The organism is Nostoc sp. (genome assembly GCF_036917155.1).
Classification (GTDB): Bacteria; Cyanobacteriota; Cyanobacteriia; order Cyanobacteriales; family Nostocaceae; genus Nostoc.
In genome coordinates this window covers 1-2,209 of record NZ_JBALDZ010000181.1, presented here as the reverse complement: position 1 = coordinate 2,209, position 2,209 = coordinate 1, and the positions used below count along the sequence as shown (strand labels likewise).

Sequence of the window (2,209 nt, the reverse complement as noted above, 5' to 3'; positions counted from 1 at the left end):
ACTGTACGTTCGCTCATTTTTAAAGAGTGAGAGGAATTAATGCCTTGAGGAGAAAAGAATAGGGCGATAAGCAGTAATAGCACCATTTCCCGTTAGTCTGTAAGACATATTCTGGAGAGGGGTGTGCGTATGTCGATAAACGAACAGGTAAAAATTAATTCTGAGCGAATTGATGATATTCCGGTAATAGTGGAATGGCTAAAAAAGATGGAGATAGCCAAGTGGATTGACCAAAAACTGAGTCCACCACACGGAAACCATGAAGGAATGAGCTATGGTCAATTGAGTGTATTGTTATTGACATATATAATCACCCAGTCAGACCATCGCTTGTCGGCGGTGGAATCCTGGGTAGAAGCACATCGTGTTATTTTAGAGTTAAGTACAGGGTGGTCAATAGGGAAAAAAGATGCCAGTGATGACCGATTGGCAAGGGTAGTCGAAGAATTAGGCTTGCAATCAGAGGCTAGGCATGAAATAGAAGTAAAATTAGGACGACATCTGATTCGTGCCTACGAATTACCGACAGAAGTAGCACGAGCTGATACAAGCAGTTTTAATGTGAATCATCAACAGGGGGAATCAGCAGAAGAAAGTCTACTGCGTTATGGCTATTCCAAAGACTTGCGTCCAGACTTGTTGCAATACCGTCAGTTGTTGGCAACCCTCGACCCAATGGGAATGCCGTTGGTGTGCGCCACCCTGTCAGGAAATGGAGCCGATGACCCATTATATTTACCGACATGGCAACAATTAGTAAAAGTCATTGGACACAAAAAATTTGTCTTCATCGCAGATTGTAAAGCTTCGGCAATTGCAACTCGCGCTCAAATTGCTGCAAATGGGGGTATTTATTGCTTTCCTGTGTCCATGAGTGGGCAACACCCCCAATATCTTCAGCAATGGGTACTCTCCCCACCAGCAGAAACTGTATCCATTCGTTTACCGCGACAAGATGAAGAAGAACCTGCTGTGGGAAAAGGCTTTGAAGTGGAGTTAGGCAAGTTTTGGTTAAATGCAGAAACTAACAAGTGGGTACACTGGCACGAACGCTATTTGGTAGTTTATTCCCAAAGTCTTGCAGCATCTGCCATACGTGGTCAACAGCAACGCATCTTGACTGCAAGAACTGCTCTGGATAGATTAGCAGCAAAACCAGGGGACGACTGGGAGCAACTCACCCATAAAGTAGAAAACATTCTTAAGCGCTATCGTGTCAAAGATTTCTTCTCAACCATGATTACAGAAGAAATCATCAAAGAAACTCGCAATTGTAGACGGGGACGACCATCAAAAAACTCTCCAACGCAGTCCGTGACTAAGATATGTCTTCAACTTCATATCCAGCAGATTGATACTGCGATTAAGGAAGCAGAAACCTTGGCGGGATGGCGATTGTATGTCACTAATGCCCCGACCACTCGACTGACCCTACCACAAGCTATCATGTATTACCGGGATGAATGGCTTTTGGAGCGTGGGTTTCACCGTTTTAAAAGAGGTTCTTTGCCAGCCTTGCCTATTTACTTCCAAAACGAAGACCGAATCGTTGGCTTGATGTTTGTGTTAAACATAGCTTTGCGCGTATTTACCTTGATGGAGTTTGTGGTGCGGCAGGCTCTCCAGCAAACTCAACAATCTCTGGCTGGTCTTTACGATGGCAATCCAAAGCGAAAAACAGATCGCCCATCTGCTGAAAAAATGCTCAAAGCTTTTTGTAATTTAACACTCTATTTTCTACCTGATTCTACCATCTTCATCACACCAATTAACGCGCTTCAAAAACAAATTCTTTCTTTAATGAAAATGTCTGAGTCCCTTTATCAGGTAGATTCGGTGGATAGCTCGACATAATTTGTCTTCTTCCTACATAGTCATTACTTCTTAAGGATAATACAGGGAATTGAAGCCCCATTTCAACATTAGCTCTTCATGTATATTACACCGCAAGTTAACCTTGAATCGTGCTGTCTCTCCATGTAATACACGGAAAGCCCTGAGAACATATCACACCCCATAAATGAAATCATCTCATCCATGTAATACACGGAAACCCTCGTTCCCTTTTTCCATGTATTATACCGTTACTCTCCTTCAGCCTTCCCCATGTATTACATGGTATCAGTACAATTAGATGCTAAATTAGGTTTTTCTTTACCCAGTCAGGCATTAATTCCTCTCTTCCTTCAAAAATGAGCGAACGTACAGT

At 42.8% G+C, this 2,209-nt stretch carries 1 protein-coding gene; it reads left to right on the top strand.

The window, feature by feature from the left end; all coding sequences use genetic code 11:
- Positions 1 to 129: 129 nt before the first annotated feature.
- Positions 130 to 1,854, top strand: a complete 1,725-nt coding sequence (locus tag V7K67_RS24050; RefSeq protein WP_335168721.1) for an IS1634 family transposase — start codon at positions 130 to 132, stop codon at positions 1,852 to 1,854.
- Positions 1,855 to 2,209 lie beyond the last annotated feature (355 nt).